Source organism: Streptomyces sp. NBC_01808, from assembly GCF_035917395.1.
In the GTDB taxonomy this organism is placed as follows: Bacteria; Actinomycetota; Actinomycetes; order Streptomycetales; family Streptomycetaceae; genus Streptomyces.
Window position 1 is genome coordinate 2,549,454 of the sequence record NZ_CP109072.1, and the last position, 25,271, is coordinate 2,574,724.

The 25,271-nt window shown below is 72.5% G+C and carries 21 protein-coding genes and 1 pseudogene; 13 read left to right on the forward strand and 9 right to left on the reverse strand.

The annotated features are described in order from the left end of the window. Positions 1 to 41: 41 nt before the first annotated feature. The 5 genes and pseudogenes from OG946_RS10810 to OG946_RS10830 form a co-directional block, all read left to right on the forward strand. Positions 42 to 683: pseudogene (locus OG946_RS10810) on the forward strand (amino acid permease); the annotation flags it as partial. A 37-nt stretch (positions 684 to 720) separates the two neighbouring features. Beyond that, a complete protein-coding gene (gene pepN / locus OG946_RS10815) occupies positions 721 to 3,324 on the forward strand; it encodes an aminopeptidase N (RefSeq protein WP_326795918.1) in 2,604 nt (867 codons plus the stop codon). A 145-nt stretch (positions 3,325 to 3,469) separates the two neighbouring features. After that, positions 3,470 to 4,552, forward strand: coding sequence for a hypothetical protein (locus OG946_RS10820; RefSeq protein ID WP_326795919.1), 1,083 nt, complete (start codon positions 3,470 to 3,472; stop codon positions 4,550 to 4,552). A gap of 154 nt (positions 4,553 to 4,706) precedes the next feature. After that, positions 4,707 to 4,880, forward strand: coding sequence for a hypothetical protein (locus OG946_RS10825; RefSeq protein ID WP_326800206.1), 174 nt, complete (start codon positions 4,707 to 4,709; stop codon positions 4,878 to 4,880). 140 nt (positions 4,881 to 5,020) lie between these two features. After that, positions 5,021 to 5,569 (forward strand): SUKH-4 family immunity protein, encoded by a 549-nt coding sequence (locus OG946_RS10830; RefSeq protein WP_326795920.1) that lies wholly within the window; start codon positions 5,021 to 5,023, stop codon positions 5,567 to 5,569. A gap of 152 nt (positions 5,570 to 5,721) precedes the next feature. Here the strand turns inward: OG946_RS10830 and OG946_RS10835 are convergent, their stop codons facing one another. Together OG946_RS10835 and OG946_RS10840 are read right to left on the reverse strand one after the other, a co-directional pair. Beyond that, on the reverse strand, positions 5,722 to 6,588 hold the full coding sequence (locus OG946_RS10835; protein WP_326795921.1) for an NAD(P)H-binding protein: 867 nt from the start codon (positions 6,586 to 6,588) through the stop codon (positions 5,722 to 5,724). Beyond that, a complete protein-coding gene (locus tag OG946_RS10840) occupies positions 6,585 to 7,031 on the reverse strand; it encodes a nuclear transport factor 2 family protein (RefSeq protein ID WP_326795922.1) in 447 nt (148 codons plus the stop codon). The genes OG946_RS10835 and OG946_RS10840 overlap by 4 nt, the downstream gene beginning before the upstream one ends. Positions 7,032 to 7,166: 135 nt before the next feature. Between OG946_RS10840 and OG946_RS10845 the strand changes: the two genes are divergently transcribed. The 3 genes from OG946_RS10845 to OG946_RS10855 all read left to right on the forward strand — a co-directional run bounded on the left by OG946_RS10845 (position 7,167) and on the right by OG946_RS10855 (position 8,717). Then, positions 7,167 to 8,012 carry a helix-turn-helix transcriptional regulator gene (locus tag OG946_RS10845; protein ID WP_326795923.1) on the forward strand — a complete coding sequence of 282 codons (846 nt, stop codon included), beginning with the start codon at positions 7,167 to 7,169 and terminating at the stop codon, positions 8,010 to 8,012. Beyond that, a complete protein-coding gene (locus tag OG946_RS10850) occupies positions 7,951 to 8,319 on the forward strand; it encodes a transposase (RefSeq protein ID WP_326800207.1) in 369 nt (122 codons plus the stop codon). Before OG946_RS10845 ends, OG946_RS10850 begins: the two co-directional genes overlap by 62 nt. Positions 8,320 to 8,552: 233 nt before the next feature. Continuing rightward, positions 8,553 to 8,717 (forward strand): hypothetical protein, encoded by a 165-nt coding sequence (locus OG946_RS10855; protein ID WP_326795924.1) that lies wholly within the window; start codon positions 8,553 to 8,555, stop codon positions 8,715 to 8,717. 130 nt (positions 8,718 to 8,847) lie between these two features. On the opposite strand, the gene OG946_RS10860 is transcribed toward OG946_RS10855, so the two are convergent. After that, complete coding sequence (locus tag OG946_RS10860) at positions 8,848 to 9,798, reverse strand: NADP-dependent oxidoreductase (protein WP_326795925.1); 951 nt, start codon at positions 9,796 to 9,798, stop codon at positions 8,848 to 8,850. A gap of 84 nt (positions 9,799 to 9,882) precedes the next feature. Here OG946_RS10860 and OG946_RS10865 point away from each other — a divergent pair, with 84 nt between their 5' ends. Then, entirely contained in the window at positions 9,883 to 10,455 is a 573-nt protein-coding gene (locus OG946_RS10865) for a TetR/AcrR family transcriptional regulator (protein WP_326795926.1), read from the forward strand. A gap of 484 nt (positions 10,456 to 10,939) precedes the next feature. Beyond that, positions 10,940 to 11,110 (forward strand): hypothetical protein, encoded by a 171-nt coding sequence (locus tag OG946_RS10875; protein ID WP_326800477.1) that lies wholly within the window; start codon positions 10,940 to 10,942, stop codon positions 11,108 to 11,110. Positions 11,111 to 11,251: 141 nt separating this feature from the next. On the opposite strand, the gene pepN (OG946_RS10880) is transcribed toward OG946_RS10875, so the two are convergent. From pepN (OG946_RS10880) to OG946_RS10890, 3 genes are all read right to left on the reverse strand, one after another. Continuing rightward, entirely contained in the window at positions 11,252 to 13,834 is a 2,583-nt protein-coding gene (gene pepN / locus OG946_RS10880; RefSeq protein ID WP_326795927.1) for an aminopeptidase N, read from the reverse strand. Between the two features lie 148 nt (positions 13,835 to 13,982). Continuing rightward, complete coding sequence (locus OG946_RS10885) at positions 13,983 to 15,020, reverse strand: aspartate-semialdehyde dehydrogenase (RefSeq protein WP_326795928.1); 1,038 nt, start codon at positions 15,018 to 15,020, stop codon at positions 13,983 to 13,985. A 228-nt stretch (positions 15,021 to 15,248) separates the two neighbouring features. Further along, positions 15,249 to 18,575 carry a S8 family serine peptidase gene (locus OG946_RS10890; protein WP_326795929.1) on the reverse strand — a complete coding sequence of 1,109 codons (3,327 nt, stop codon included), beginning with the start codon at positions 18,573 to 18,575 and terminating at the stop codon, positions 15,249 to 15,251. Positions 18,576 to 18,941: 366 nt separating this feature from the next. Between OG946_RS10890 and OG946_RS10895 the strand changes: the two genes are divergently transcribed. Beyond that, positions 18,942 to 20,714, forward strand: coding sequence for a TIGR03767 family metallophosphoesterase (locus OG946_RS10895; RefSeq protein ID WP_326795930.1), 1,773 nt, complete (start codon positions 18,942 to 18,944; stop codon positions 20,712 to 20,714). Positions 20,715 to 20,811: 97 nt separating this feature from the next. Here the strand turns inward: OG946_RS10895 and OG946_RS10900 are convergent, their stop codons facing one another. After that, positions 20,812 to 21,594 carry an SDR family NAD(P)-dependent oxidoreductase gene (locus OG946_RS10900; RefSeq protein WP_326795931.1) on the reverse strand — a complete coding sequence of 261 codons (783 nt, stop codon included), beginning with the start codon at positions 21,592 to 21,594 and terminating at the stop codon, positions 20,812 to 20,814. A gap of 334 nt (positions 21,595 to 21,928) precedes the next feature. Next, a complete protein-coding gene (locus OG946_RS10905; protein WP_326795932.1) occupies positions 21,929 to 23,344 on the reverse strand; it encodes an RNA polymerase subunit sigma-70 in 1,416 nt (471 codons plus the stop codon). 125 nt (positions 23,345 to 23,469) lie between these two features. Here OG946_RS10905 and OG946_RS10910 point away from each other — a divergent pair, with 125 nt between their 5' ends. After that, on the forward strand, positions 23,470 to 23,997 hold the full coding sequence (locus OG946_RS10910; RefSeq protein ID WP_326795933.1) for a DUF1203 domain-containing protein: 528 nt from the start codon (positions 23,470 to 23,472) through the stop codon (positions 23,995 to 23,997). 92 nt (positions 23,998 to 24,089) lie between these two features. After that, on the forward strand, positions 24,090 to 24,887 hold the full coding sequence (locus OG946_RS10915) for a VOC family protein (protein ID WP_326795934.1): 798 nt from the start codon (positions 24,090 to 24,092) through the stop codon (positions 24,885 to 24,887). A gap of 150 nt (positions 24,888 to 25,037) precedes the next feature. Here the strand turns inward: OG946_RS10915 and OG946_RS10920 are convergent, their stop codons facing one another. After that, positions 25,038 to 25,262: a hypothetical protein gene (locus OG946_RS10920; RefSeq protein ID WP_018834246.1), complete on the reverse strand. Its 225-nt coding sequence runs from the start codon at positions 25,260 to 25,262 to the stop codon at positions 25,038 to 25,040. Between the last annotated feature and the right edge of the window lie 9 nt (positions 25,263 to 25,271).

Below are 25,271 nucleotides of genomic sequence, written 5' to 3' on the forward strand. Positions count from 1 at the left end.
GCCGGCGCCCCCGCGGGCGCCCTGGGCGGCGCGGCCCCTGGATCGCGATCTTCTACGTCGGCTCGATGCTGGTCGTCGTCGCGCTGATCCCGTGGGACGACCCGGCGGTGAAGTCAGGGCCGTACGCCGCCGCGCTCGACCACCTCGGCATCCCGGCCGCGGGCCAGGTGATGAACGTCGTCGTGCTGGTGGCGCTGCTGTCCGCGATGAACGCCAACATCTACGGCGCCTCGCGCATGGCGTACTCCCTCGTCGCCCGCGGCCAGGGCCCGCGCTTCCTCGGCAAGCTGACCCACCGCGTGCCGCGCCGCGCGGTCGTCGCCACCTGCTCCTTCGGCTTCGCCGCCGTGCTGCTCAGCTACCGCTGGCCCGACACGCTCTTCCAGTGGCTGCTCAACATGGTCGGCGCCGCGATCCTCGTGGTCTGGGCGTTCACCGCCGCCGCCCAGTTGCGCACCCGCCGCCGGCTGGAGCGCGAGGCGCCGGAGCTGCTGACGGTACGGATGTGGGCGTACCCGTACCTGACCTGGGCGGCGCTGGCCGCCATGGGCGGGATCCTGGTGCTGATGCTGCGCAAGCCGGACTCGCGCACCCAACTGCTGACCACGGCGGGTCTGACCGCGGCACTCTCCCTCGTGGGCCTGGTACGTCAGCACCGCCGGCGGGGTACCCGCATGACATGATTTCGCCATCGGACCTGCGAGACGAAGGAGTCACCCCGTGCCCGGTGAGAACCTGACCCGCGAGGAGGCCCGGGAGCGCGCGCGGCTGCTGGAGGTCGAGGCGTACGAGGTCGAGCTCGACCTGCGCACGGCGGTGGCCCCCGCGCCCGGGCCCTTCCGGTCGGTGACCACCGTGCGGTTCCGCTGCGCCCAGCCGGGCGCGGCGACCTTCCTCGACCTCATCGCGCCGGACGTGACCGCGGTGACCCTCAACGGGCGTGACCTCGACCCGGGGGCGGTCTTCGACGGATCGCGGATCACGCTGGAGGACCTGGCGGCGGAGAACGAGGTCGTGGTCGACGCGCGCTGCGCGTTCAGCCGCACCGGCGAGGGCATGCACCGCTTCGTCGACCCGGAGGACGGAGAGGTCTACCTCTACACGCAGTACGAGCCGGCCGACGCCCGCCGGGTCTTCGCCACCTTCGAACAGCCCGACCTCAAGGCCCCGTTCACCTTCACCGTCACGGCGCCCGGGCACTGGACGGTGCTCTCCGGCGCGGCCCTGGCCGGCGCCGCGGAGCCGCACCAGGACGAGTCGGCGACCTGGCGGTTCGAGCCGACCAAGCCGATCTCCACGTACATCACGGCCGTCCTCGCAGGACCGTACGCCCACCTGGAGGACCGCTACACGCGCACGTTCGACGACGGCCGGGAGCTGGTCGTGCCGCTCGGCGCGCTCTGCCGCAGGTCCCTCGCCCGGCACTTCGACGCCGACGACGTCTTCACCGTCACCAAGCAGGGCCTGGACTTCTTCCACGACCACTTCGACTACCCCTACCCGTGGGGCAAGTACGACCAGGCGTTCGTACCCGAGTACAACATCGGCGCGATGGAGAACCCCGGCCTCGTCACCTTCCGCGAGGAGTTCGTCTTCCGCGGCAAGGTCACCGACGCGGCGTACGAGCGCCGGGCGAACGTCGTGCTGCACGAGATGGCGCACATGTGGTTCGGCGACCTGGTGACCATGGAGTGGTGGGACGACCTCTGGCTCAAGGAGTCGTTCGCCGACTACATGGGCGCGCTGGCGCTCGCCGAGGCCACCCGGTTCACCGGGAGCTGGATCACCTTCGCCAACCGCCGCAAGGCGTGGGCCTACCGGGCCGACCAACTGCCGACGACCCACCCGATCACGGCCGACATCCACGACCTGGAGGCGGCCAAGCTCAACTTCGACGGCATCACGTACGCCAAGGGCGCCGCGGTGCTCAAGCAGCTCGTCGCGTACGTCGGCCGGGACGCCTTCATGGAGGGCGCCCGCCGCTACTTCAAGCGGCACGCCTTCCGCAACACCCGCCTCGCCGACCTGCTGGCCGCGCTGGAGGAGACGTCGGGCCGGGACATGTCGGCGTGGGCCGGGCCGTGGCTGCAGACCGCCGGCGTCGACACCCTCACGCCGCAGGTGACGTACGACGCGAACGAGCGGATCACCGAGCTGGCGATCCTGCGCGAGAGCCCCGAGTCCGGCCCGGGCGCCGCCGCCCCGGCCCCGCGGCCGCACCGGGTGGCCGTCGGCCTCTACGGGCAGCCGGACGCCTCCGGCGAGCTGGTGCGCTACGCGCGCGCCGAGGTCGACGTCACCGACGGGCACGCGGTCGTCGCGGAGCTGGCCGGGCAGCCACGCCCGGAGCTGATCCTCGTCAACGACGACGACCTGACCTTCTGCAAGGCCCGCTTCGACGAGGACTCGCTCGACACCGTGCGCGAGCGCCTCGACGACGTCTCCGACCCCCTCGCCCGCGCCCTGCTGTGGGCCGCCGCCTGGGACCTCACCCGCGACGGCCTCATGCCCGCCCGCGACTACCTCGACCTCGTGCTGCGCTTCGCCGGCCGCGAGACCGACATCGGCGTGCTCCAGGGCCTGCACCAGCAGGCGCACTACACCGTCGACCACTACGCCGCGCCCGGGCACCGCGCCGCGGCGGAAGAGGCCCTCGCCGAGGGCGCGCTGGGCGAGCTGCGGCTGGCGCCGCCCGGCAGCGACCACCAGTTGGCGTGGGCCCGCTTCTTCGCCTCCGTCGCCGGTACGGAGCAGGACCTGCAACTGCTCCACGGCCTCCTCGACGGCCAGGCGAAGATCGACGGGCTGGACGTCGACCAGGAGCTGCGCTGGGAGGTGCTGCTGCCGCTCGTCGCCCACGGCGCCGCCGACGCGGCGGCCGTCGACGCAGAACTGGCCCGCGACGACACCGCGTCCGGCAAGCGCCACCAGGTGCGCTGCCTGGCCGCCCGGCCCGACGCGCGGGTCAAGGAGGCGGCGTGGACGGCCGTCGTGGACTCCGACGAGCTGTCCAACGCGATCGTCGAGGCGACCATCTCCGGCTTCACCCGGCCGGGACAGCGGGACCTCCTCGCGCCGTACGCGCCGCGGTACTTCGCCTCGATCGAGCGGATCTGGCGGGAGCGGACGATCGAGAGCGCCATGGCGGTCGTACGGGGCCTCTACCCGGCGCTGCAGGCGCACCGGGGGACGCTGGACGCGACGGACGCCTGGCTGCGGGAGACCGAAGGATCGGCGCCACCGGCGCTGCGGCGGCTGGTGTGGGAGGCGCGCGACGACCTGGCGCGCGCGCTGCGCGCGCAGGAGCGCGACGGGCAGGAGTGAGCCGTCGGGAGGCGCGGCCCGCACCGGCTGACGGCACCTCTGCTCGACAGTCGAACGTGTGCCCATTGGCCCCGGCTTGTCCGTATTCTTCGACGGCCCTGTAACAGCGGTTAGGGGAGGGTGGGACGCCGGGAATCCAGCGGCCATGAACGCGAACTCAGCCTCCCCGGCACCGCTCAGCCCGCGCCCGCTCCGCGACGCCGCCGGCGCCCGCGACCAGGTCATGACCGCCCGGCAACTGCGCGAGCACGGCATCGCCGCCGCCGACGCCGCGCAGCGCTGCCGCCCCGGCGGCCCGTGGCAGCAACTCCTGCCCGGCGTCTACCTGCTGCACGCGGGGCCACCGACGCCGGCCGAGCGGCTGCACGCGGCCCTGCTCTACGCCGGCCGGTCGCCGGGCCGCGCCACCGTACCCGGCCAGACCCGCGGCCCGGCCGCCTCAGCCCCGGCGCAGGACGCCACCCCGGCGCCGTACGGCGACGCGATGATCACCGGGCTCGCGGCGCTCGCGCTGCACGGCTTCACCGCCGCCCCGCCGCTGCTGGCCCTCGACCGGATCGACGTCCTCCTCCCCCGCACCCGCCGACTGCGCTCCACCACCTCCGTCCGCCTCGTCCGCGCCCACACCCTCCCCCGCCCGGACCGCATCACGGGCCTGCCCGTGGCCCCGGTCCCGCGCGCCCTCGCCGACACGGTCGCGGTCCTCACCGACGCCGCCGACGTGCACCGGCTGCTGACGGAGGCGGTGCGCGGCGGGCACTGCGAGGCGGCGGCGGTGGTGCGTGAGCTGAGCCGGGCCCGGCTGCTGGGCCGCGCGCACGTGATCGACGCGGTCGACACCCTGATCGCGGAGGGCCGCGCGCTGGCCGAGGGCCGCCTGTACGCCATGGTCGACGCCCACGCCCTGCCCGACCCCCTCTGGAACGTCGACCTCCGCCTGCCCGGCGGCCCCCACCTCGGCGGCGTCGACGCCTACTGGCCGGACCACGCGGTCGCCGTGGAGATCGACGCCCGCACCCCGCGCCGCACCTCCCACGACGAGGAGGCGCTGTGGTCCCAGTACGCGCGGAAGCGGGAGACCCTGGAACGCCTGGGCATCACGGTCGTCCACGTCACCACGCGGGGGCTGCGCGAGGCGCCGGAGCAGCAGGCGGAGGTGGTACGGGCCGCGATGATCGCCTCGGCGGAACGGGACCACGCCACCCACGTGGTGGTCCTGCCGCGCTGACCGCGCCGTGCCGGCGCCGTACCGGCGTTATCGCTGGTGGGAAGGGATATCGGGGCGTCGTTGTTGTCCGCGTCGACGATGCGGACAATGACGAAACGGGAGTAGCCCCGATGTCCCGGACAAGACCGGCCTCACGCCGCGTCAGTTCGTCGGGCTGAAGGAGGACCACGACCTCGGGCGCGGGCACGGGATGGCGCTGGTGCACGTGATCAACCGTCCGCGAGGCGCTCGACCTTCTGAACGGCCAGGCCGTCCAGGTCGAGCAACGTCGTACTATCGTCCAAGCCCGTGTGTCCAGGTGATCAAGCTGCGTAGAGAACAGTGGTGATCACCCACGACCACGGGCTTCCGGCATCCAGGCCCAACTCACCCCGTTTTCCTCGTCTGTGACGGTGTGACAGGCCGACTGCGGCAGACCCCGCTCAAGCTCGAAGAACCGAAAAACCCGTAATCCCGAGAAGAAGATAAATGATCAAGCACCAGCAGATGACTGACCTCTACGGCCCCGAAAACATCTTGACGCTCACCGATCAGGACATCGAGCACCTCGGCCTGCACGCGGAAGACGCTGCGGCGATCACGTCCATCGGACTCCCTCGAACCAGTTCACCGTACTTCACTACCGAAGTTCACGGAGAGCCCGGCTTCCTGAACGTCACCGATGTCACCACCGGTAAGGGCAAGGAGCATCGGGAGATCGTCATCGGCGGGCCTCCTGGCGATTCGGGTATCCGGTTCTCGCTGTCCGCCTATGACCGCTTCATTACGCTGATTCAATTCGGCGGCACAAAGCCTCGCGGTGAAGTCGTGAACAACAACCTTCCCGAATTCATTGAGTTTCTGTACCGCATCGAGCTGCACAGGGAAAATGTGGCCGCCGACCCCGGCATCGAGCAGGAGTCGCTCGATGCGCTGCGGAGCACCCTCGCAGGCATCGACCCGTTCTCCTTCGAGCTGCCCGAAGACTGGTGGGCCATTGCATTGCATCAACTGGGCGGGGGCGGATTGGACCTTTAGAGGATGTCTCATGTGGTGCTGCCGTGAGCTGTTGTGACTGAGCACTTCCGTTGGCGAGTTGCCAGTTGATCTGGCGGGTTGAGCACGATGGGTGGCCGAGTTCACGGGCTGGTCCAGGGAGGAGTTCACGCCGGGGCCAGCACAGGTGTCGGTCAGTCTTCGGGTGTCCCGGCGTTCGCCCACTGGGGTGCGTGGTCCTGGACGAACTCGGCGAAGGTGCGGGGCGGGCGTCCGGTCAGGTCCAGCACCGCGGTGCTGACCTGGTCGTCACGGCCGGTTTGGATGCCGGCGTCGACAGCGGCGAGGGCGGTCGCGAAGGCGTCCGGCATGCCGGACGCACGGTAGGTGTCTACCTGCTCGGCGACCCCGACGGGCACGACCCGGATCGGCCGGCCGGTGTGGATGGTGATGATCTGTGCCGCGTCCTGGTAATTCAGCGCCTTCGGCCCGGTGAGCAGGTAGTCACGCCGCTCGTCGGGGTGGCCGTCGGGTTCGGCCAGTAGCACGGCGGCCACCGCCGCGATGTCGCGAGCGTCGATCCAGCCCACCCGGCCGGTTCCGGCGGCGGTGCGGATCTCACCGCGTCGCCGGATCCGCTCACCCAGCGGGTGGGGGGCCAGGAAGTTCTGCATGAACCCGGAGGCGCGCAGCACCACCCATCCGGGCCGGGCCCGCACGTGCGCGGCCAGTTCCAGCGCACTTGGGGCACCGGGCAGCACGATAGCGGAGCCGAGCAGCACCACCCGGCGCACGCCGAGGCGTTCGGCCTCGGCCAAGAACGGTTCGACCAGCGGCATCGGGTCCGTGGTGTCCACCGGAGGCACCAGGTAGACCCGGTCCATCCCGTGCAGCGCGGCCGGATGGGTGACCGGGTCGCTCCAGTCGAACCGAACCGCGTCCGGGGCGTCGGCCGGTGGGATGCGGCTGGCCACCCGGACCGGCACACCGCTTTTGCGGAGCAGTTCGGCCAGGGCGCTTCCCGTCTTCCCGGTGCCGCCGGTGATCAGCACGCCGGTCATCGGGTGGCCTGCGAGCGCAGCGAGCCGAGCAGTTCGGGCAGCGTGCCTGCCGCTGAGGCGGCGGCCAGCGGGTTCCAGTAGTCCCGATAACGGGTGATCAGGCCCTGGTGGGTGGTGAGCACCGTGATGTAGTCCAACTGGTACGGCTCATCGGTGGCCACCGTGCGGCCGCGCGCGGTGAACTCCACCACGATGGTGTCCGGCTGGTCCGTGTGGCGCACGGTGAGGGTCGGGATCGCCTGCACGTCCATCAGGTCCGGGTAGCCGGCCAGATAGCCCCGGACGGCCTCACGTCCAGTCAGCCATCTCGGTGAGGCCCCTTCGGCGAAGGGGAACTCGGCGGTGCCGTACTCCGCCCACAGATCGGCGATGGCATCCATGTCTTTGGCCAGCAGCAGCTCCAGCAGCTGGCCAAAGGTCTCTTCGGAAGTGCGTGGTGACACGGTGATTCTCCAGCGTTCAGCAGGACGTGTGACCGCACCAGAGTGGGCGCACGAGGCAGTGCCGTGGAACGCACCAGTGAGCCCCGGACCACTGGTCCGTGGCTAAGCCGAGTGCCGTTGTGCCAACCTGGCCGGGTGAGCAGAGGAGAACTGGCCGACTTCCTGCGCCGTCGGCGGGAGGCGCTGCGCCCGGCCCAGATGCCGACCACGGCTGTCCACCCACCCGGCCTGCGTGCCCGGCGCACCCCCGGGCTGCGCCGGGAAGAGGTGGCCGCCCTGGCCGGGGTGTCCACGAGCTACTACGAGCGACTGGAGCAGGCCCGCGCGCCGCGTCCGTCGCCGCAGGTGCTGACCGCGCTGGGCACGGCGCTGCGCCTCACCGCCACAGAGCGTGAGCACCTGGCACGGCTGGCCGGGCAGATCCCGCCCAGTACGGACGCCGATCGCGCCCCGGTGCCTGCCGACGCACGCCGACTGCTGCACCGGCTCGGCCCGATTCCCGCCTATCTGGTGAACGACCTAGAGGACATCGTGGCCTGGAACGCTGCGGCGGCCGCGTTGATCATCGACTTCGCGCAGCTGCCCGTCCACGAGCGCAACACCGTGCGCCTCGCCATCCGGCTGGGCGGCACCCTCTGCTCGGCTCCCGTCGGCGCGGAAGGCGACTTCGCCCGGCAGTCCGCCGCCCACCTGCGCGCGGCCGGCGCCCGCCATCCGGCGGACCGTGCGCTGGGCGAGCTGGTCAACGAATACGCCGCGCACAACCCGGACTTCGTCGCCGGCTGGCGCAGCCACGACGTGCGCCCCCGACCGACGCTGCGCAAACGCCTGCATCATCCCGAACTCGGCGAGCTGGAACTTGACCGTCAAACCCTGCTCATGCCCGGCACCAGCCTGCGGCTGGTTCTCTACACCGCAGATCCCGGTAGCCCGAGCGCCACCGCACTGGCCCAGCTGGGTCCTCCCGACGCGCCGCCGTGACCGTTGGCCCAGGCCAGGCGGGGCGGCCAAGCCCTTATCCACGAACGCTCGGGAGCCCCAGTCCAGCGGCCGGCAGACCTCGCCGCGGCGGCAGGCGTCCCGCAGGAGCGCCAGAACGGTCTGGGGGATCGAATCGAGCGAACGGCTCGGCCGACACCGCTGGAAGATCGAGCGGTCGATCGCCTGGCTGTTCGGCTACCGCCGCCTCACCATCCGGTACGAGCGAAAGTGCTCCCACTTCCTCGCCTTCCTCGGCCTGGCCGCCGCCCTCACCTGCTACAAGAAGCCCGCGAAACTCGCCACATGAGACATCCCCTTAGTCCATGACGTCGTAGCCCTTCCGGAACCAACATGGACACCCACGCGAACGGCTAGAGGCCCGCCTGTGACCCGCTGCGTCGGCATCCCCAACCCCATCCGCTCCGGAATAGTCCTCGTCGACCCCGAGTCAGGGATCCCCGCAGTACTCGCCGAAAATCGGGCGGATATGGCTGAGTAGGCTTCCGACCTGCGGATCTGGCGGAGTTGGGGAGGTCGTTCGTGGCGACGCAGGTGTTCGCGGGCGAGGAACTGGAGCGCCTGCGAGGGTTCCCGGAGATCGGCCGGGACGAGCTGGCGAGGTTCTTCACGCTGACCCGGCGGATATCGCGTTCGTCGATCCCGGCCGGGGTCGCGGTCCGGCGGACCGGCTCGGTCTGGGCGTGACGTTGTGCACGTTGCCGTGGCTGGGCTTCGTGCCGGACAAGGTGTCCTCGGCACCGCCAGTTGTGGTGGCAAGGCCGGCTGGCCCCGTTCCTCGTCGAGGTGGTCTCGCTTCATCAGGCTGGCAGGGCGATCACAGGACGAGCATGAGTTTGCCGCCGGGGCGGCGGGATTGGCTGAGCTTGGCCGCTTCCTGGATCTGGTCGAGGGTGTAGGTGCGGGCGACCGGTACGACCAGGATGCCTTCGCCGGCGAGCCTGGCGAACTCTTCAATCTGGTCGTAGCGGATCTCGGTGGTGATCCGGACGCCCAGTTCGGCTGCGGCGGCGAAGTCCGAGACGGTGAGGACACGGTCGGGATCCCCGGTCAGCTCGATCAAGGTCGGTAGCGAGCCGCCGGCCGGGCTGGGCTGGTCGGCGCGGTCGATCCGGCCCCCGGTCGGTGAGGTGTCCAGGGCGCGGTCCACGGGGCCCGGGGTCAGTGCGCTGACGCGTTCGGCCATGCCCTCGCCGTAGGCGGTCACCTGGGCGCCGATCTCTTCCAGGGCGGCGGCCCGGGTCGGCCCGGCTGTGGCGATCACCCGAATACCCCGGTGCAGCGCGAGGCGCACCGCCGCCTCACCCACGGTGGTGCCCGCGCCGTGGACGAGCAGCAGCTCACCCGGCTGGACGCCGAGGTCGTCGAGCGCGCGCCACGCCGTCTCGGCCGCCATCGGCAGCGCGGCGGCCTGCTCGGCGGTGACGCCCTCGGGAATGCGTGCCCAGGCCGGCATCAGCGCGTACTCGGCGGCGCCGGCCGTCGGGCCGTCGAAGGTGGCCGGGCCGAACACGCGGTCGCCGATCTGGACGCCGGTGACGCCCTCGCCGAGCGTGTCGACGGTGCCCGCGACCTCGAGGCCGAGCCCGCGCGGCAGCGGCGGCAGATGGTCGGCGAGGAGACCGTCGACGACGTGCCAGTCGGCCGGTGTCAGGCCGCATGCCCGCACGGCGATCCGGATCTGGCCGGGTCCCGGCTCCGGCTGTGGGACGTCGCGGAGCACGATCACGTCCGGGGAACCGAGCCGGTCGAATTGCAGAGCCTTCATGACGATCTCCTGGCTGATAACAGCATCTGTTGTCATTGACCGTACCAGGCTGATAACAGCTCCTGTTGTCGTATCCTGGTGGGCATGCCGCGATGGGAATCCGACGCACAGGGCCGGCTCGAACGCGCGGCGCTCGAGCTGTTCGAGACGCAGGGCTTCGAGCGCACCTCGGTCGCGCAGATCGCAGGCGCCGCCGGCCTGAAGGAGCGCTCCTTCTATCGCTACTTCCCCGACAAGCGGGAAGTCCTCTTCGCCGGCAACGAACTCGAGGCCCACCTCGTCGCCCAGGTCGAGGCGGCCGACCCGGGCCTCACCCCGATCGAGGCGCTGCTGACCGCGCTGGGAACCGCCGAGGAGATCTTCCGCCCACGCGAGTTCCTGCTGCGCCGGGGAAGAGTGATCGCCGCCAACCCGGCACTGGCCGAGCGCGATCTGATCAAGCTCGCCGACATCGCCGACGCGCTGGCACCGGCGCTCGAGCGCCGCGGCGTCGAGCCCGGCAAAGCACGCTTCATCATCGACGTGGTGCTGGCGATCCACCGGCGCGCCATGCCCCGCTGGCTAGCCGAGCCGGACACCACCCTCGCTCAGCTCATGGCCCAGGCCGCCGCCGAGCTGCGCGAGGCGGTCACACTGCCGGCTCCGACAGTCCGCTGAGTCGACTTGCCACACACTTGCGTCACCACCCGGCGAGCCAGTGGACACCTCCACCCCGCCTGCCTTCGAAGATCCGGCAAGGCCACCCGCCCCTGACCGCCGCGCCCGCCCCCGCCGACCGCGCGGCGTGCCAGGCGCCGGCGGCCGGGAGGAGCGCGCGGGGGTCAGTCCGGGGCGAGGCTCGCCTTTTACTCATCTCCGTCACGCTTTGACCGTCACATGTCTGGCTGCGGACATCCGATGGGCACGCTCATAAACCTCACGTGCTGCCTTATTGGACCGGTACGGCCGGAGGAGTGCCTTCATCTTGGCCACCCGTTCATCAACCCGGCCTGAGTGCACCGTGGGGTAATCGTTCAGAACCCGATTCCACGTCGCACACGACGGCCTCCAGATGGCCTACCTCTAGCTGCCGTTCGGCCAGCATGCCACCGAACCAGAGGAGATCAACAAGGGCTGCAACTTCAACCGTGAGCACTGCTACTTGGCGGAACAGCGCCTTCAGGCGTACGCGGCCAAGCCCCCCACCGACGCCGTGGAACTGCAAGAGCTGCGCCCGCTGGCCGCCTACCGCGCCCGCCAGGCCCGCGGCGAGAACGCCGGCGTCTCGCATGACGAGGCTTACCGCCGCGTGTTCGGCAGCACTGAGGCGTGAGGTACGAGGTCATCGGGGAGCCCGAGGCCCTCGCCCAGGCGGAGCTGGCCGCCGATGGATCCGTCACCCGCGGCCGCCCGCCCCCTGTGCCCCCGCTCCGGCCGCGTGCGGGCGGCCGGAGCGGGCGGCGCGGGAGCCGAGTCAGGACCCGGCCGCTGCCGCGTCGGCCTGTTGGGCCCGGAGGGCGCGTTCTACGCCGGCGCGGGATTCCGTCACCATACGGCGCAGGGCCGGGGACGGCTGGGTCTCCGTGAGCCAGGCGTCCGTGGCGTCCAGGGTGGCCTGGGAGACCTGGAGGGCCGGGTAGAGGCCGACGACGATCTGCTGGGCGATCTCGTGGCTGCGGGAGTCGAAGACGTCCTTGACCGCGTCGAAGTACTTCGCCGTGAACGGGGCCAGCAGGTCACGCTGGTCGGTCTGGACGAAGCCGGCGATCACCGCCTCCTGCACCGCGTTGGCCAGGTTGCCCTCCTCCACGACCTCCGTCCACGCCCGCGACTTGGCCGCCGCGGTCGGCTGGGCCGCCCGGGCAGAGGCCGCGTGGCGTTCGCCGGCCGCGGTCTTGTCGCGCTCCAGCTCCGCCGCGATGGCGTCCTCGCCGGCCCGTCCGGTGGCGGCCAGGCGGTGCAGCAGGGCCCAGCGCAGCTCGGTGTCGACGTCGAGTCCCTCGATCGTGCGGGAGCCGTCGAGGAGGCCCGCGAGCAGGTCGAGTTGGCCGTCGGTGCGGGCGGTGGCCGCGAGGGCGCGGGCCCAGGCGAGCTGGTGGTCGCCGCCCGGCTCGGCGGCGTGGAGCCGTGTCTCGGCCTCCGCCGACCAGCGGGCCAGGCCGGTCTCGCGCCAGTCGGGGGCCGCGTAGAGGTCGAGGGCCAGCTTCACCTGGCGGTGCAGGGACTGCACCACGCCGATGTCGCTCTCCTTGCGGATGCCGGAGAGGACGAGGTCCAGGTAGTCGCGGGTGGCCAGCTCGCCGTCGCGGGTCATGTCCCAGGCGGACGCCCAGCACAGCGCGCGCGGCAGCGTGGTCTCGAAGTCGCCGAGGTGCTTGGTGACCACGTCCAGGGAGGCGGGGTCGAGCCGGACCTTGGCGTAGGTGAGGTCGTCGTCGTTGAGCAGGACGACCGCGGGGCGGGGGCGGCCCGCCAGTTGCGGCACGTCGGTCAGCTCGCCGTCGATGTCCAGCTCCAGCCGGTCGGTACGGACCAGCCGGCCGTCCTTCAGCTCGTACAGCCCGACGGCGATGCGGTGCGGGCGCAGCACCGGCTCGCCCTTGGCGCCCGCGGGCAGCGCGGGGGCCTCCTGGCGGATGGCGAACGACCTGACCACGCCGTCGGCGTCGGTCTCCAGCTCGGGCCGCAGGACGTTGATCCCGGCGGTCTCCAGCCACGCCTTGGACCAGGCCGCCAGGTCGCGCCCGCTGGTCTCCTCCAGGGCGCCGAGCAGGTCGCTCAGCCGGGTGTTGCCGAAGGCGTGGCGCTTGAAGTACGCCTGCACGCCGCGGAAGAACTCGTCCTCGCCGACGTACGCCACGAGCTGCTTGAGCACCGAGGCGCCCTTGGCGTACGTGATGCCGTCGAAGTTGACGAGCACGTCGTCGAGATCGGTGATCTCGGCCATGATCGGGTGGGTGGACGGCAGTTGGTCCTGGCGGTAGGCCCACGTCTTCATCTGGTTCGCGAACGACGTCCACGCGTGCGGCCAGCGCGAGCCGGGCGCCTGGGCGAGGCAGGCGGTGGAGGAGTAGGTGGCGAACGACTCGTTCAGCCAGAGGTCGTTCCACCACTCCATGGTCACCAGGTCGCCGAACCACATGTGGGCCAGCTCGTGCAGGATCGTGTCGGCCCGCATCTCGTACGCCGCGTCGGTGACCTTGGAGCGGAAGACGTACTGGTCGCGGAAGGTGACCGCGCCCGCGTTCTCCATCGCGCCGGCGTTGAACTCCGGGACGAAGAGCTGGTCGTACTTCTCGAACGGGTACGGGTAGTCGAACCGCTTCTGGAACCAGTCGAAGCCCTGCCGGGTGACGTCGAAGATGGCCTCCGCGTCCAGGAACTCCGCGAGCGAGGGCCGGCAGTACACGCCCAGCGGCACCGTCCGTCCGTCGCCCTCCCAGGTGCCGTGCACCGACGTGTAGGGACCGGCGATCAGCGCGGTGATGTACGTCGACATCCGCGGCGTGGCCGTGAAGCGCCACACCCCGGCCGCCGGCTCCGGCGACGGCGAGTTGGAGATGACCTGCCAGCCCTCCGGCGCGGTCACCGTGAAGGCGAACGTCGCCTTCAGGTCCGGCTGCTCGAAGTTGGCGAACACCCGGCGCGCGTCCGGGACCTCGAACTGCGTGTACAGATACGTCTCGCCGTCCACCGGGTCGACGAAGCGGTGCAGACCTTCACCCGTATTGGTGTACGCGCAGTCCGCGACGACCCGCAGCTCGTTCTCCCCCGCGCGCAGCCCCCGCAGGGCGATCCGGGAGTCGGCGAAGACCTCGGCGGCGTCGAGCGCGGTACCGTTCAGCACCACCTCGTGCACCTCGGGCGCGATGAGGTCCGCGAAGGTCTCCGCGCCCTCCTCGGCGGCCGAGAACCGCACCGTCGTCACCGACCGGAAGGTGCCGCCCTCCTGGGCCTCCTTGGCGCCGGAGATGTCGAGATCGATCTCGTACGCGTCCACCTTCAGCAGGCGCGCGCGCTCCTGCGCCTCTTCCCGGGTCAGATTCGTGCCAGGCACCTGGGGCTACTCCTTACGCCTACGACTGACCGCAATCCTCGCACGCCCGCCCCCCGCGCGAAGCGGCCTGTGGATGACGGCGGCACCCCCGCCCGTACGGCCCGTGCCGGCCTGTGGAAAACCCGGTCGGACGGAGGCCCGCCCCGGCTCAGGACCGCAGTTCCGCCGCCACCAGCTCCGCGATCTGCACCGCGTTCAGCGCGGCCCCCTTGCGCAGGTTGTCGCCGGAGAGGAAGAGCGCCAGCCCGTTCTCCGCGGTCTCGTCCCGGCGGATGCGCCCCACGTACGACACGTCCCGCCCGGCCGCGCCCAGCGGCGTCGGCACGTCCGCGAGGGCCACGCCCTCCGCACCGGCCAGCACCTCGGTGGCCCGCGCGGGGCTCAGCGGCTCCGCGAAGCGGGCGTTGACCTGGAGCGAGTGCCCGGTGAAGACGGGGACGCGGACGCAGGTGCCGGAGACCTTCAGCTCCGGGATCTCCAGGATCTTGCGCGACTCGTGCCGCAGCTTCTGCTCCTCGTCCGTCTCGTCGAGCCCGTCGTCGACGAGGGAGCCGGCCATCGGCAGCACGTTGTACGCGATCGGGGCCACGTACTTCGCCGGCTCGGGGAACGCGACCGCCGCGCCGTCCCGCGTCAGCTTCGGCGCGTCCTCGCCTGCGGCGCGGACCTGCTCGTACAGCTCGTCCACGCCGGCCAGGCCGGAGCCGGAGACCGCCTGGTAGGTGGCGACGACCATGGAGACCAGGCCCGCCTCGCGGTGCAGCGGCTTGAGCACGGGCATCGCGGCCATCGTGGTGCAGTTCGGGTTGGCGATGATGCCCTTGGGGCGGTCGGCCACCGCGTGCGGGTTGACCTCGGAGACCACCAGCGGCACCGCGGGGTCGCGGCGCCACGCGGAGGAGTTGTCGATCACGACGGGCCCCTGCGCGGCGACCTTCTCGGCGATGGCCTTGGAGGTGGCGCCGCCGGCGGAGAACAGCACGATGTCGAGCCCGGAGTAGTCCGCGGTGCCGGCGTCCTCCACCGTGACCGTACCGCCCGGAGCGTCCCGCCACGGCAGCGTGCGCCCCGCGGACCGGGCCGACGCGAACAGGCGAAGCTGGTCCACCGGGAAGGCCCGCTCGGCGAGGATGTCGCGCATCACTCCGCCGACCTGGCCGGTGGCTCCGACGATTCCGATCTTCATGGCTCTCCGTTCACGGGTGCGGGTCCGCCCACCATGATGCCGGGCGCCGGGCGGCTGACTCCAGTCGTTTCCCCTGCCCAGCCGCCGGCCACAGGCGCGCTCGCGCGTACGGACTGAGACACACGCCACAGGGGCGGGACACCGGCAGGCCCGGCGTCCCGCCCCCGCGGGTGGTCGTTCAGAGCGTACGGGCGGCGCACACGGCACCCACGGCGTACGCCGGGCGTGCTACGGCACCACCGTCCCGATGCGCACGCTGCCCGCGCCCGCCACCGTGCCGCGGGCGTTCTGCAACTGCACCTCGCCGAAGAACTCGCGCCCCTCGGGCCCGGGCGCCGCGACCGTGACCTCCGCACCGACCTCGGCGCTCGCGCCGCTGTCCAGCTCCACCGGCTCGTCGGCGACGCTCACCTCGCCCAGCGCCGGGGAGAAGTACACGTCGCGGTAGCCGTACTCCGTCGTGCCCGCCGGCACGTCGTAGGCGTAGACCTCCACCGTGTACGTCCCGGGCTCCGGGTCGGTGAGGGTGACGCCCTCCTCCGAGTCGGCGTCCGCGGACTGCGCGACCGGCTCGCCGTCGCGGTAGACCGTCAGGTCCAGGTCCGCGTTGGCGTCCGAGGTGGCGCCGATCACGGCGTCGAACCGGGTGACCCCCTCGCCGACCTCGACCGTCGTGGTGTTCGTCTCACCGTTCGCGATCTCCGGCCGGGTCGACAGACCGGAGCCGAGCGGCCCGCCGGCGAGCTTGCCGGCCACCAGGGCGAACCCGTTGGTCACCGTCCACTCCACCGGACTCGGGGTGCCGACCTTCGCCTCGTCGATCGTCTGCACCTCGGGGTCGAAGGCCGCGCCGAGCACGGCCGCCTCGACCGTGAAGGGGTTGTCCAGCTCCGGCGAGGTGCGCCGCGACTCGACCTCGATCTCCCACACGCCCGGCATCGGGTTGTCGTAGGAGCGCAGGTCGGGGCGGCAGGTGTTGGCCGGGTTGTCGTAGTTGTTGTAGCAGAACGGCGTCGACGTCTCGTCGGCCGGAATGCCCCACGGGTCGATCGCGATCCAGCGGGTCTGGCTCTTGCCCTTGAGCCCGCTCATCGCCACCTCCAGGGTCTTCGCGCCCTCGGGGACCTTCACGAAGTACGAGCGGGTGGAGTTGCGCTGCACCTCGTTCGACACCTGGTGCCCGTACGCCGGCGCCGCCAGCTCCTGCGAGGTGACCACGGTGGTCAGCACCCGGTGGTCGATGCCCTCGGTGCGCTTGCCGTCGACCAGCAGGGCGGCGCTGTGCAGCCCCGCAGAGCGCGGCTCGGCCTGCACCTTCACGGTCACGGGCTGGCCGCGGCGCAGCGTGACGTCGTCGTCGCCGAGCAGCTTGAACGTGCCGTCGTTGCCCTGCCACTCCAGCTCGTGCGGCGTGCCGCCGGCCGGGCCCGAGGTGCGGGTGAGGGTGATCTCGTACGTCTCGGACTCGCCGCGCGCCGGGCCGCTCTCGCGGTCGTAGACGCCGGTGCCCACGCCGGGGGTGGCGAGGAAGCCGTCGAGCACGGTGTCGACGGGCGCCTCGACCTTGTACTCGTACGCCGTGGCGCCGTCCTCCAGGGAGTCCCAGGCGTCGACGACGTCGACCCGGCCGGCGCCCTCGGCGTACGTCTGCACGCCGGGGATGTGGTCGGCGGTGGAGGTCAGCGCGGTGCGCAGGGCGTTCGGCGTGACGTCGACGCCCTCCCGCTCGGCGGCGGACAGCAGCAGCGCCGCGGCGCCCGCGGTCTGCGGCGAGGACATCGAGGTGCCCTGGAGCATGCCGTAGCCGGGCGGCAGTTCGTAGCCGGCCTCGGCGACGGGCGAGCCGGGCTGCCAGGTCGGGATGGTGTTGACCGACGCGCCGGGGGCGGTGATCGTCGGGGTGGCGCCGCCGTCCTCGCGCGGACCGCGGGAGGAGAACGGCATCATCGCGTACTCCGTCCTGACCTGGCTGCCGTAGTTGGCGGCCCAGGTCTCGCGGGACACGGCCGCGCCGACGCTGATGACCTTGCCGGCCAGGCCGGGGTCGCCGATGGTGTTGGCGCCGGGGCCGTCGTTGCCCGCGGAGATGACGAGCTGGACGCCGTAGGTGTCGATGAGCCGGTTGTAGAGCGCGGCGCGTGCGTTGTTGCCGTCGTTGAGCGGCGGCAGGCCGCCGATCGACATGTTGACGACGTCGACGCCGCGGTTGGCGACGAGGTCGATCATGCCCTCGGTGAGCGCGACCGCGGTGCAGCCGCCGCTCCAGGTGCAGGCCCGGGAGGAGACGATCTCGGCGCCGGGCGCGGCGCCGTTCATCTTGCCGCCGAAGAGGCCGTTGGCCGCGGTGATGCCGGCGACGTGGGTGCCGTGCGCGCCCTCGACGACGCCGATGTTGACGAAGTCTTCCTTCTTGCCGATCCAGTCCCCGCCGTACGGGTCCATCGGCACGTCCTTGCGGATCTCCACGACGAACGGGATCGCCTCGGCGATCGCCGTGCTCGGGTCGTCGGCGCCGAAGTACCGGAACTCGTGGTCCTCGCCGTACGGGGCCATCGGGTTGTCGTTCGTGAAGTCGCCGTCGTCGCCGAGGTCGACGCGCACGGTCCCGGCCGCCGCGTCGTACAGCAGCGCCCAGGAGTCGGTGGTGTCGCCGTCGCGGTTCAGGTCGCCCTGCATCTCGCCGCCCAGCGTGGCGTTCTCGCTGAAGAGGCTGACGGAGTAGTCGCCGCGCGGGGCGGTGTACTCGCGGTCGTTGAACGTGAAGGAGGGGCCCGAGACGTCGGTGACCATCGGGCGCCAGGTGCGGTCGCCGTCGACGATCGGGTCGGTGGCCGTCACCCAGTCGGTGATCTTGCGCTCGCCGGTGGTGGTCTTGCGCAGCGCGGGGTGGGCGAGGTCGACGCCGGAGTCGAGGATGCCGATGGTGACGCCGCGGCCGTCGGCCTTCGGGTGCTTCTCGACGAAGTCGACGGCGCCGGTCTCGTGGGCCGGCTGGTACGGGTTCTTGGCCGGGGTCGAGCGGCCGGGGGCCGGGTAGGCGCCCTGCGTGCCGCTGCCCGTGCCGCCCTTGTCGCCCGTGGCCCGGTCGGCGGCAGGGCGCGGGTCGGGCAGCTCGATCTCCTCGTTCAGATCGATGCCCTGGACCGCGGCGAGCTTCGCGGCCCTGGCGATGGCGGCATCGGCGCGGCCGGTGGGCACCGTGGCGCGGACGTAGCCGAGTTTGTCGTGCGTACGGCCGACGGAGGCGCCGCGTACGGCGCGGAAGGTGTCCGCGACCTCGGCGGCCTGCCCGGGCTCGACGGCGACCAGCAGCGTGACGTTCTTGTCGCCCCCGGCCTTCGCCTCGGCGAGCAGCTCGGCGTCCTTCGCGCCGAGTTTGTCCGCCGCGGCCTTGGGCCGGTCGGGCTCCGGTGCGCCCTCCGCGGCCTGGGTGGCCGCCGAGCCGGTCGCGGTGAGCGCGGCGGCCAGCCCGGCCGCGAGGGCTATTCGGGCGGCGGCGCGCGGCCGTCCGCCCCCCGGTATGCGTCCGGGCATGCGTCTGGGAGAGATCGTCATCTCTTGTTCAACCCCCACCTGTGTGGAAACCGGCATCCGGTGCCGGCTGTCCGCATATTTATCAGCAAGCAACGCGTGCGCGGGGGGAGTTGAGAGTGGCGGATTGCGGCGTTGGCGCATAGCCGCCAGAAGGGCGCGCGCGGCGCTTTCCCGCCGCGATGAACCCACGGTGACCGCGGCCACTCGAACGGGCGAGATTCGCGTGTCCATTGCGCGGTGTTTTCAGCCGGTGAAGGTATTTGTGGGCTTCCCGGCCGCCGTCGTTCCGGTTGCGTTAAGTAGCAGGTCACCCGGCGTGCCAAGGCTCCGAGTGTACGGGTGACCCACCCGCGCCGAAGCCTCCCGCTCATCCCCCCAGGAGCGCTGATGCACCGCGAAAGCACGTCCACCAGGCCCCCGGGCCCCCACCGGCGCGCCGTCCTCCTGGGCGCCGCCGGGGCCGCGGGTGCGGCCGCCGGGCTCGGGTTGGCCCTCGGCCCCGGCCAGCCGCAGGCGACCGCCCGGTCCGCAGGACCGCCGGCGCTGGCCTCACGGGGCGGCGCCCGGGGGCTGGCGCCCGGCGCGCCGCCCGCGCCGTCGTCCGCGGGCACCACGATCCGTACGACGGCGGCGGCCGTCGGGTCCGGCGGCTACCGGCACCTCACGGAGGGCGCGGGCTGGCCCCGGGTCGTACGCGCGGAACTCGGCGCCGCGGGCGCGCGGCGCGAGGACAAGCGGACCCCGCTCGCCGCCTTCGTCCAGCTCACCGACCTGCACATCGTGGACGTGCAGACGCCGCTGCGCTCAGAGTACTTCCGCGAGCGCGAGGGCGACGGCTGGCGCCCGCAGGAGGCGCTGAGCGTGCCGGGCGCGATCGCGCTCATCGAGCGGATCAACTCGCTGACCGCCGGGCCCGCCACCGGGCTCGCGCTCGGCTGCGCGGTCACCACCGGCGACAACACGGACAACAACAACGGCCTGGAGCTGGAGTGGTTCCTCACCGCGATGAGCGGCGGCCGGATCGTGCCCAACAGCGGTGACCCCAGGTCGTACGAGGGGGTTCAGAACAGCGGCGTCGACCGCTACTGGCACCCGGAGAGCCGGCTGCGCGACGCCGACAAGGCGCTCGGCTTCCCTCGCGTCGACGGCTTCCTCGAAGCGGCGATCCGGGAGGTCGCAAGCCCCGGGCTGCACCTGCCGTGGTACTCCACCGTCGGCAACCACGACCTGCTGCCCGGCGGCTGTTACGCGGCCCGCCAGCCGTACTTCGCCGAGTACGCGGCCGGCGACCGGAAGCTGATGACGCTGCCGGAGTCGATCGCCGGGCCGCTCTTCGACGCCCTGCGCGCGGGCACCGACCCGCGGGGCGAGGCGTTCGCCGAGATGCTGCGCACGCAGCGGCACCTGATGCGTACGGTCACGGCGGACGAGCGGCGGGTGCCGTTCACGTCGCAGGAGTACGTCGCCGCGCACCTCCAGGGGCGCTTCGCCGGGGCGGGGCCCGTGGGCCACGGCTACACGGAGGCCCACAGCGCCTCCGGCGAGCTGTACTACGACTTCGCCCTCGGCGAGGCGGGACCGGGCGTCGTCGGCATCAGCCTGGACACCACCGACCAGGGCGGCGACTACCGCGGCTCGCTGGGCACGGCGCAGTTGCGCTGGCTGGAGCAGAAGCTGGCGGAGCACGCGAACTCGTACGTCGTCGTCTTCAGCCACCACACCAGCAAGTCGATGAACAACACGACGCCCGACCCCTTCCGGCCGGATGACAAGCGGCACACGGGGGCGGAGCTGCTGGAGCTGCTGCTGGCCCGCCGCAACGTGGTCGCGTGGGTGAACGGGCACAGCCACCGCAACGAGATCACCCCGCACGGCGACGCCAAGGGCGGGCTGTGGGAGATCACCACCGCCTCGCACGTGGACTTCCCGCAACTGGCCCGGGTGGTGGAGCTGGCGGACAACGGCGACGGGACGCTGTCGCTCTTCACGACGCTGATCGAGTCGGCGGCCCCGTACCGCGCGGACGGCGGCGATCTCGGCCAGGCGGGCCTGGCGTCCCTCTACCGCGAGCTGGCCCTGAACGCCCCCCACTCCCCGCGCCGCCGCGCCCTGTCGGGCCTGGAGACCGACCGCAACACCGAACTGATGCGGACCCGTTGACTTCAGCCGTCCACCCGGCGGGGGCCGGGGACAGGCAGGAGGTGCCCCCGGCCCCAAGCCGCCGGCGCGGCTCCGCGCCGCGCCCCCGGCCCGGGCGTCAGCTCGGGAACATCGCCGTGGCGTTGACCCAGGTGCCCGTGACCGCAGCCGCGTGATCGGAGGCGAGGAAGGCGGCCAGGTCGGCGATCTCCTGGAGGCGGGGGGAGGCCGGGAGCATGCGGAGGTTGTCGAGGGTGTCGAGGACGCCGCGGAGGGCTTCCGGGGTGGCCATCGCCGGGTTGACCGCGCCGAGCTTCTGCGGGGTGAGGGTCTCCGGGACGCCTGCCGCCCACAGGCCCGCGGCGCGGACGCCGCTGGGGCCCAGTTCCTGGGCGAGGGAGCGGATGAGGGTGTCGATCGCCGCGTCCGCGGGGCAGGTGCCGCCCATCATCGGGCTGGTGTGGGACGAGCCGCTGTTGAGCGCGAGGATGACGCCTGAGCCCTGCGCCGCCATCCGCTTGCCCGCGGCGCGGGCGGTGACGAAGTTCGTCGTGAGGCCGCGGGTGACGCAGGAGACGTAGTCCGAGACGGAGAGGTCGACCAGCGGGGTGCCCTGGACGTCGTTGCGGGTGATCAGGTTGATGCTCACGTCGATGGAGCCCGCCTCCTCGGCCACCCGGGCCGCGTGCTCCTCCACCGCGTGCTCGTCCAGCGCGTCCACGACGGCCGCGTGGGCGGCGCCGCCGGACTCGTTGATGTCCCTCGCGACCAGTTCGACGTTCGCCGCGTGCCGGCCGGTGAGGTGGACGCGGGCGCCCTCACGGGCGAAGGTGCGGGCGACCGCGGAGCCGATGGCGCCGCCGGCGCCGTAGACGATCGCGTTCTTGTCCTGCAGCAGCATGGTCTCTCCTGGCTGTCGTCATCGGGTGATGTCGGCCATTGAGACGCACGCGGGCCGCGGCAGTCATCGCTCCCCGCCCGGCGTCCGCGGTGCGGCCCCCGGTGTTCGCCCGAATGACCCCCGCCGAGCAGGACTCCCGGCGCCATCGGGGTGAGGTGTGTGTGCCGAGGGGAGCGGCTCACCTGGGCACCGGCCGTCACCACCGACGGCCCAGAGCGGTGCGGCCCTCTACAACCAGGCCATCCCCGCGGCGGACGGGCTGGTGGTGTCATTCGAGCGGTGGCAGTACCGGTAGCCGCCCGCGCACTGCCGTACGGCGGGGAGACGCCGATGCTCAGAGCGTCATCGGCAGCCCGAACGCCGGCAGCAGATGCGGCTCGAACGTGGTGATCTCGGCGATGCGCCCGCCTTCCACCCGCAGCACCTCCAGCGTCTGCGCCCGGTACACCGTCGTGCCCGGCCGGCGCACGTAACCGGCGACCGCCGGGCGGCCGTTGGCGCGGGTCGGCACGTGCCGCCAGTCGCCGAAGAAGCCGGGCAGGGCCGGGTCGAGCGACTGGGAGACGAAGTCCACGATCGTCCGCCGCCCGACGAACCAGAACGGGTTCGGCGGCATCGTCAGCGTCGCGTCCTCGGTCAGCAGCGCCGCCATCGCCGCCATGTCGAGCCGCTCGGCCGCCTCCCGGTACCGGTCGACGGCGGCCAGTTCCTCCGGCGTCGGCGGCGTGAGGGGCGCCCACTCCGCGCGCTTGCCGGCGGGCAGGTGCGCGCGCAGCGCGGGCCGGGCGCGCTGCAGGGCGCTGTTGACGGCCGCGGTGCTCAGGTCCAGCAGGTGGGCGGTCTCCGCGGCGGGCAGGCCGACGACGTCGCGGAGCACGAGCGCCGCCCGCTGGCGGGGCGGCAGGTGCTGGAGCGCGGCGAGGAAGACCAGGTCGACGGTCTCGCGGGCGACGGCCTGGGCCTCCGGGCCCGCGTCGGCCGCGGGCACGTCGGCCAGCAGCTCGTCGGGGTAGGGCTGGAGCCAGGTGATACGGGCGGGCGGCTCGGCGTCGCCGTGGGCCATGCCGGGCAGCCGCTCGTAGCGGGCGGGGGTGCGGGAGTTGCGGCGGAGGTGGTCGAGGCAGGTGTTGGTGGCGATGCGGTAGAGCCAGGCGCGCACGGCGGCGCGGCCCTCGTAGGTCTCGCGGCGGCGCCACGCCTTGAGGAACGTCTCCTGTACGAGGTCCTCCGACTCGTCGTACGAGCCGGTCATCCGGTAGCAGTGGACCTGCAGTTCGCGGCGGTACGCCTCCATGAGGGCGGCGAAGTCCGCGTCGCCGGGGGCGCCGGAGTCCGCCGCGTGATTCGTCACGGGCCGCGGCGTGACGTATTCCGGCGCTTCCTCCGGCGTGACGTTTTCCGTCCCCGGCGTGACATCCTCCGGCGTGACGTTGTCCGACGCGCCGTCCTCCGCGGCCCCCGCCGCGTCCCTGGCCGTACGCGCGATGCGCCGCAGCCGCCCCACCGACGACGACAGCTCCGTCACGTCCGCGTAGAACGTCTCCGGCGGCTGCGGCGTGAGCCGCCCGGCGCGCTCGGCGACGTCGGATATCAGCTCCCGCACGGACCCGGCCGCCCCGGGGGCGCGGCGCTCGCGGTAGGCCCGCTGGCGGCAGGCGGCGGAGCAGTAGACGGACGTACGGCCCCGGCGGCCGGCGCGCGCGGGCACGGGGCCGGCGCAGGCCGGGCACGTGGCGTCCGGTGCGGACACGGTTCCTCCCCTGGTCTGCGTCACGCCGTCGGTGCGTGACGCAATTCTGCCAGCGCCCGCCGACACCGAACCTGACGTCGGATTCCCGCCAGCGTCCGCGGCCCGCGGCCCGCAGCCTGGACGGCATGACGACGACATCGGAAACCCCCGCCGCCTACCGCGCCGCCCCCATCCCCCCGGCCGTTCTCGCGCGGCTCCGCGAAGCCGACGACGCCGGGCGTACCGCCCGGGCCGTGACCGACGGTGAAGGCGGTGCCCCGCTGCGTTGCTGTCTGCGGCGGAGCCGGGCCGGGGAGCGGATCGCGCTCGTCTCGTACGCGCCCCTGCGGCGGTGGGCCGCCGCGGCCGGGGTGGATCCCGGGGCGTACGACGAGCAGGGCCCGGTCTTCGTGCACGCCGGGGAGTGCGCCGGGCCCGGGCCCGGCGGCGGCTATCCGTTCGCCGAGACCGCCGCGCTGCGGGCGTTCCGGCGCTACGACGCGGGCGGCCGGATCGTCGGCGGGGCCGCGCTGCGGCTGCCGGAGGACCCGGCCGAGGCGGAGGCGGCGACGGGGCGGGCGCTGGCGGCGGCCTTCGCGGCGTCCGAGGTCGCGTTCGTGCACGTACGGGCCGTGGAGTACGGGTGCTTCCTGTACGAGGTACGGCGCCCCTGAGCCGTCCGCGCGCGAACGGCGCGCCGCGGGGCTAGCGTGAGAAGTGCACAAATCCGCGCAATATCCCCCAGCCTCAGAGGAGGCGACAGATCATGACCGTACGACCCGAAGGCGCACCCACCTGGGCGGACGCGACCTTCCCCGACCTCGAGGCCGCGAAGAGCTTCTACGCCGACGTCTTCGGCTGGACCTTCGAGGGCGGGGGCGAGGACTCCGGGCACTACACCCAGGCCATGGCGGAGAGCGGCGTCGCCGCCGGTCTCGCGCCGCCCATGCCGGGAGCGGAGGAGGCCCCCGCGGGCTGGACGCTCTACTTCGCCACGCCCGACGCCGATGCCACCGCCGCGCACGTCGGCGAGCACGGCGGGCGGGTCCTCATGGGCCCGATGGAGGTCGGCCGGTACGGCACGATGGCCATCGCGGAGGACCCGGACGGCATCCGGTTCGGCCTGTGGGAATCCGGCAGCCACGAGGGCTTCGCCGCGATCGGCCAGCCCGGCACCTTCTGCTGGGCCGAGGTCGACACCAACCACCCCGAGCACGCCGACGACTTCTTCCCCGAGGTCTTCGGCTACCGGGTGCGCAAGATGCAGGACGACACCATGGACTACGCCGTGTGGAGTGTCGGGGACGGCGACCCGCTCATCGGCCGGGCGGAGATGAGCGGCGATGTCTTCCCCGCCGGGACACCCCCGCACGTGGGCGTCTGCTTCGCGGTGGACGACTGCGACCGGGCCGTGGAGACGACGCGGCGGCGCGGCGGCAGCGTGACGTTCGGGCCGCAGGACTCGCCGTTCGGGCGGATGGCGACGCTTGAGGACCCGCAGGGTGCGGCTTTCACCGTGATCGACGTCAACCGCGCGGTCGGTGACATGCCGGACTTCGCCTGAGGCGGACGGCAGCAGCCGGGGCCGGGTGCCGAGTCGCCGGGCCCCGGCCCACCGGGCGCGTCAGGCGCCGCGGGCCGCGCGGGCGCGCCAAAAGCGCCCGCCCCGCGGAAGGGAGCAGGCGCCTGCGCGCGGCGGGATGACCCGCCCGCGTCAGCTCTTCTTCTTCTCCGCCGCGACCACCAGTCCGGCGATCACCGCGAAGGCCACCAGCGGGGTGAGCACGAAGAGACCCAGGGTCTCCGCAACGCTCAGCCCGGGGCCCGGGTCGTCGCCGTCGTCGCGGTTGAGCGCGGAGGCGGCGGGGGACGACATCAGCATGATCAGCGCCGTCCCGGCGGCGAGCGCGCCGGCGCGCAGAGTCTTCTTCCTGTCCACGCTCAAACC

What these genes read in the sequence shown, in the direction of transcription:
- OG946_RS10820 (WP_326795919.1), top strand. Translation starts at nt 3,470, where the DNA reads ATGAACGCGAACTCAGCCTCCCCGGCACCGCTCAGCCCGCGCCCGCTC.
- OG946_RS10830 (WP_326795920.1), top strand. Translation starts at nt 5,021, where the DNA reads ATGATCAAGCACCAGCAGATGACTGACCTCTACGGCCCCGAAAACATC.
- OG946_RS10835 (WP_326795921.1), bottom strand. Translation starts at nt 6,588, where the DNA reads ATGACCGGCGTGCTGATCACCGGCGGCACCGGGAAGACGGGAAGCGCC.
- OG946_RS10860 (WP_326795925.1), bottom strand. Translation starts at nt 9,798, where the DNA reads ATGAAGGCTCTGCAATTCGACCGGCTCGGTTCCCCGGACGTGATCGTG.
- OG946_RS10865 (WP_326795926.1), top strand. Translation starts at nt 9,883, where the DNA reads ATGCCGCGATGGGAATCCGACGCACAGGGCCGGCTCGAACGCGCGGCG.
- OG946_RS10885 (WP_326795928.1), bottom strand. Translation starts at nt 15,020, where the DNA reads ATGAAGATCGGAATCGTCGGAGCCACCGGCCAGGTCGGCGGAGTGATG.
- OG946_RS10890 (WP_326795929.1), bottom strand. Translation starts at nt 18,575, where the DNA reads ATGACGATCTCTCCCAGACGCATGCCCGGACGCATACCGGGGGGCGGA.
- OG946_RS10895 (WP_326795930.1), top strand. Translation starts at nt 18,942, where the DNA reads ATGCACCGCGAAAGCACGTCCACCAGGCCCCCGGGCCCCCACCGGCGC.
- OG946_RS10900 (WP_326795931.1), bottom strand. Translation starts at nt 21,594, where the DNA reads ATGCTGCTGCAGGACAAGAACGCGATCGTCTACGGCGCCGGCGGCGCC.
- OG946_RS10910 (WP_326795933.1), top strand. Translation starts at nt 23,470, where the DNA reads ATGACGACGACATCGGAAACCCCCGCCGCCTACCGCGCCGCCCCCATC.
- OG946_RS10915 (WP_326795934.1), top strand. Translation starts at nt 24,090, where the DNA reads ATGACCGTACGACCCGAAGGCGCACCCACCTGGGCGGACGCGACCTTC.